The sequence below is a fragment of the Oscillochloris sp. ZM17-4 genome (assembly GCF_019599295.1).
Lineage (GTDB): Bacteria > Chloroflexota > Chloroflexia > Chloroflexales > Chloroflexaceae > Oscillochloris.
The window spans coordinates 16,913-21,973 of sequence record NZ_JAIEWN010000026.1; the positions used below are offsets into that span (position 1 = coordinate 16,913).

At 70.0% G+C, this 5,061-nt stretch carries 3 protein-coding genes; all 3 read left to right on the plus strand.

What is annotated here, in order from left to right; translation table 11 throughout:
• The first annotated feature begins 77 nt into the window (after positions 1–77).
• Positions 78–1,988: an ABC transporter ATP-binding protein gene (locus K2Z83_RS17805; RefSeq protein WP_220596539.1), complete on the plus strand. Its 1,911-nt coding sequence runs from the start codon at positions 78–80 to the stop codon at positions 1,986–1,988.
• A gap of 240 nt (positions 1,989–2,228) precedes the next feature.
• Positions 2,229–2,963 (plus strand): DNA/RNA nuclease SfsA, encoded by a 735-nt coding sequence (gene sfsA, locus K2Z83_RS17810; RefSeq protein WP_220596540.1) that lies wholly within the window; start codon positions 2,229–2,231, stop codon positions 2,961–2,963.
• Positions 2,964–3,008: 45 nt separating this feature from the next.
• The coding region (locus K2Z83_RS17815) for a hypothetical protein (protein WP_370650198.1) at positions 3,009–5,061 on the plus strand (2,053 nt) is incomplete at its 3' end.

The following is a 5,061-nucleotide window of genomic DNA, read 5'->3' on the forward strand; positions in this document are numbered from 1 at the left end:
ATGATCACGTCCATCCGGGACGAATGCTTCGGCCCTACCGTGGGGCGGGAATATATCGTAATGTAAGGACACCCTTTATGATGATGGGACACGGCGGCCCCGGCCGCATGCTCAACACCGAGACCCAGAAGCCAAAGAACACCCTCGCCACCCTGGCCCGCTTCTGGCACTACTTCCAGCCCTTCTGGTACGCCGTGGCGCTCACGGTGACGCTGATCATCGTGGCCACGGTGATGCAGGTGGCCGCGCCGGTGCTGATCGGCCAGGCAGTGGACTGCTACCTGCTGCCGCGTGACTCGGCCTGCTGGTACTCATCGCTCCAGGCCGGAGCCGACACGGCGGCCCTGATGGGCGGCCTGGGCGGCCTCGTCGGCCTGCTGATCGTGCTCTTCGTGGGCGGATCCTTCCTCCAGGGGCTGGCCTTCTACAGCATGAACTGGGCCGGCCAGCACGCCCTGCGGGCCATCCGCGAGGACACCTTCGACCAGATCCACCGGCTCTCGCTGGGCTACTACGCCCGCAACGAGGCCGGCAATGTGATGAGCCGGATCACCAGCGACACCGACACCATCCAGCAGGTGCTCGGCTTCGCCCTGCTCAGCGTGGTCAGCGGCGCGCTCCAGATCGTGCTGACCATGGCGGCCATGCTGGCGGCCAATGTGCCCTACGCCCTGATCAGCCTGACGGTGGTGCCGCTGATGGCATGGGCCACCATCTACTTCTCCAACCAGGCCCGCAAGGCCTTCCGCGAGACCCGCCAGCAGATGGGCAGCGTGAACGCCGGCCTACAGGAGAGCATCGCCGGGGTGCGCGAGGTGCAGGCATTCAACCGTGAGCAGGAGAGCATCGACCAGTTCCGGCGCACCAACGCGGCCAACCGCGACGCCAACGTGCGCGCGGCCAGCTTCACCAGCGCGCTCAACCCGGTGCTGGAGGCGCTGGGCTATGTGGCGATCGCGATCGTGGTCGTCGTCGGCGCGATCAGCGCGCTGCGCAACCAGCCCCTGCTCGGCACCGCCGTGATCTCGCTGGGCACGATCTTTGTCTTTATCCAGTTCGTGCAGCGCTTCAACCAGCCTATCCAGCAGATCGCCACGCTCTGGACGAACATCCAGAGCGCGATCGCCGGCGGCGAGCGCATCTTCGGCCTGCTCGATGTGGCGCCCGACCTCGCCGACCGCCCGGACGCCCGCGAGCTGCCGCAGATCCAGGGCCGGGTGGTCTTCGATCAGGTCTCCGCCGAGTATAAAAAGGGCGAGCCGGTGCTGCGCGGGGTCAGCTTCACCGCCGAGCCCGGCCAGACGGTGGCGATCGTCGGGCCGACCGGGGCCGGCAAGACGACGATCATCAACCTCATCCCGCGCTTCTACGATGTCTCGGCCGGGCGGGTGCTGGTGGACGGCGCGGACGTGCGCGAGGTGACGGCGGCCAGCCTGCGCCGTCAGATCGGAATCGTGCTCCAGGACTCGTTCCTGTTCTCGGACACGGTGATGAGCAACATCCGCTACGGCCGGCTGGACGCGACCGACGAGGAGGTGATCGCGGCGGCGAAGCTGGCCTCGGCCGACAGCTTCATCGAGCGGCTGCCCCAGGGCTACCAGACGGTGCTGGGCGAGCGGGGCGGCGGCCTGAGCCAGGGCCAGCGCCAGCTGATCGCGATCGCCCGCGCGGCCCTGGCCAACCCGCGCATCCTCATCCTCGACGAGGCGACATCCAGCGTGGACACGCGCACCGAGCGGCTGATCCAGCGGGCCTTCGACCAGCTGCTCGAGGGCCGCACCAGCTTCGTGATCGCCCACCGCCTGAGCACCATCCGCAGCGCCGATCAGGTGCTGATGGTGCGCGACGGCCAGATCGTCGAGCGCGGCACCCACCCCGAGCTGCTGGAGCTGCGCGGCGCCTACTACGACCTGTATATGAGCCAGTTCCGCCGCGAGGAGGAGCCCGCTCCGGCCGGAGGCGGCGCGGCCTCGCCGCTGCCGGCGTGAGGCGCGGGCGCGCCGCCCCGCCACGGGGCGCAGGTAGCACGGCTCCGCTCACCTTGCTGGGGTGTCACGAAACGTCTTGAACGTTCCGACTGCCCTCTCCCGTAAACGCAATGCTTTTCGAACGTCTCGTTGTCCTATGGGGGTGCGACGTAAACTCCGCTGCGGCATGATAAATGGTATAATCGTGCGAGACTGAACTTTTGGCCGCATCATGCGGCCCGACACACACCCGTGACCACTATGGCCATTAAGGTTCCGCTGATCGCCACCGGCCCGGTGGTGGAGGCGGCCTTCATCTCGCGCACAAACCAGCTGCTGATCGAGGTCCAGCTGAATGGCAAGCTCGTCCGCGCCCACATGGCAGATCGCGGGCGTCTCACCGATCTTCTGGTGCCGAACGCCCGCGTGCTGCTGGCTCCGCGCGATGAGATTGGCCGCAAGACAGCCTTTCAGGTGGTCGGCGCCTACGAGGGCGACGAGCTGGTCTCGCTGGACACGCAGATGCCGAACCGACTCGTGTCGGCGGCCCTGTCGAGCGGCGCCCTGCCCCAGTTCGCCCGCTACACCAAGGTGCATCGCGAGGTGGTGGTCGGCGAGAACCGCTTCGACTTTAAGCTCGGCGAGGGCCTGAGCACCTGCTACCTTGAGGTGAAGTCGTCCACCCTTGTCGTCCAGCGCATCGCGCGCTTCCCCGACGCGCCCACCGACCGCGGCCGGCGGCACCTCGAGCAGCTCGGGATGATGGCCCGCAACGGCCAGCGCTGCGCGGTGGTCTTTATCATCCAGCGCCACCGTGTCAGGGCGCTGGTGCCGAACGATGAGGTTGACCCGGCGTTTGGCCGCGCCCTGCGCTTTGCGCTCTCCAACGGCGTGGAGGTCTACGCCTACCTCTGCCCGCTCACCATAGAGGGACTCCACCTTGGCGCTCCCGTGCCAGTCTTCGCCCACCTCGAGTCAGTGCCGCGCGATCTGTAGGGGTTGGGGCGCAGCGCGCTGCGTCCGTACGGGGTGTCGCGACTCATGGCCACACCGCTGCTCTCCGCCAAGCTGAGCCCCCCGCCCCTTCCCGCCGTCGTCATCGACCGCGGGCCGCTCGCCGCGCGCCTCGCCGCCGCCGCCGACTCGCGCCTGCTGCTGATCGTCGCCCCCGCCGGCTTTGGCAAGACGACGCTGCTCACAAGCTGGCTCACGGAAAGGATGAAGGATGAAGGTAGAAGGATGAACTCGGACGGCGCAGCACGCGCTGAGCAGTCATCCTTCATCCTTCATCCTTCATCCTTCGCCTGGCTCTCCCTCGACGCGCGCGATAACGACCCGACGCGCTTCTGGGCCGCGCTGACGGCCGCGCTGTCGCGCGCCTTCCCCGGCCTGGGCGACCACGCCCGCTCGATGCTCCAGTCGCCGCAGCCCCCCGCCACAGATGTCGTGATCGGCGCGCTGCTCGACGAGCTGGGCGCGCTGCCGGGGCCGTGCATGATCGTCCTCGACGACTACCACCTGATCGTCGACCCGGCCATCCACGCCGGGGTGGCGATGCTGATCGAGCATATGCCGCAGCTGGCGCGCGTGGCGATCCTGAGCCGCAACGAGCCGCCCCTGCCTCTGGCCCGCCTGCGCGTGCGCGGCCTGCTGGCCGAGCTGCGCGCCGCCGACCTGCGCTTCTCAGCGGCGGAGACGGCCGCATTCCTGCATGCCTACGGCCTCACGCTTGCGCCCGATGAGGCCACCGAGCTGGCCGACCGCACCGAGGGCTGGCCCGGCGCGCTCCAGCTCGCCGCGATCTCGCTGCGCGAGGGCGGGCACCCCCGCCAGATGATCGCGACCTTCGCCGGCAGCAACCGCCATCTGGTCGACTACCTGGCCGAGGAGGTGCTCGCTCGTCAGCCCGCTGACCGCCGCCGCTTCCTGCTGGCGACCTGTGTCCCCGATGTGCTCTGCGCTGAACTCTGCGACGCGCTGCTGGGGGATGAAGGCGAAAGGATGAAGGATGAAGATCACGCATCTGCCAGCGTTCGCGCTCAACCGCTCACCCTTCACCCTTCATCCTTCATCCTTGAGGAGCTTGAGCGCGCCGGGCTCTTCCTGCTGCCGCTCGACCAGGAGCGGCGCTGGTACCGCTACCACGCGCTCTTCGCCGAGTTCCTGCGCGAGCGGCTGCGCCGCGACGACCCGCAGCGGGCGCCGCTGCTGCACCGGCGCGCCGCCGACTGGTACGCCGCCGCCGGCCTGCCCGCCGAGGCGGTGGGCCACCTGCTCGCCGCCGGCGACTATGGGCGCGCCGCCGCCCTGATCGAGCAGGAGGGCCGCCCGCTCCTGCTGCGCAGCGAGGTGGCCACGGTGCTGGGCTGGCTGCGCGCCCTCCCCGATGCCCTGGCCCACGCCCGCCCTGGGCTCTGCCTGATCGAGGCCTGGGCCTGCGCAGTCTCCGGCCAGTTCGATGCGGTCGAGGCGCCCCTCGGCCGGGTCGCCCAGATCCTCGCCGCGAGCGCGGGCGACCCCGACACGCCATCGGCGCTCACCGCGCCCTTCACGCCGCGCAACTTGCGCAGCGAGGCCCTGGCCGTGCGGGCCACGGTGGCCGGCCTGCGCCGCGACGCCGCGCAGACGGTGGATCTGGCCCGCGCCGCCCTCGCCGAGCTGCCCGACGATAGCGTGATCGTGCGCGGGGTGGTCTCGCTCATGCTCGGCAGCTCGGCCTATATCAGCGGCGACATGGCCGGCGCCGAGGCCGCGCTTGGCGAGGCCGCCCGCGCGGGCCAGGCCTCCGGCCTGCCGATCATCGCGATCTTCGCCCTCCGCCAGCTCGGCGAGCTCTACGGCCGGATCGGCCAGCTCCACCGCGCCGCCCGCACCTACCAGGACGCGATCGACCTCGGGGCGCGCCTCTACCCCGCCAGCGACCCGCTCGCCGGCCGGCCGGTGCCGGTAGCTGGCACGGCCTACATCGGCCTGGGGCTGCTGCGCTACGAGTGGGGCCAGCTCGACGCCGCCGAGGCGCTCCTCGCCGATGGCCTGCGCCTCGGCCGTCAGGGGGCCAATGTGGAGATCCTGCTCATGGGGCCGATCGGGCTCG

Coding starts and splice junctions, on each gene's coding strand:
- K2Z83_RS17805 (WP_220596539.1), top strand. CDS start 78: ATGATGATGGGACACGGCGGCCCCGGCCGCATGCTCAACACCGAGACC.
- sfsA (WP_220596540.1), top strand. CDS start 2,229: ATGGCCATTAAGGTTCCGCTGATCGCCACCGGCCCGGTGGTGGAGGCG.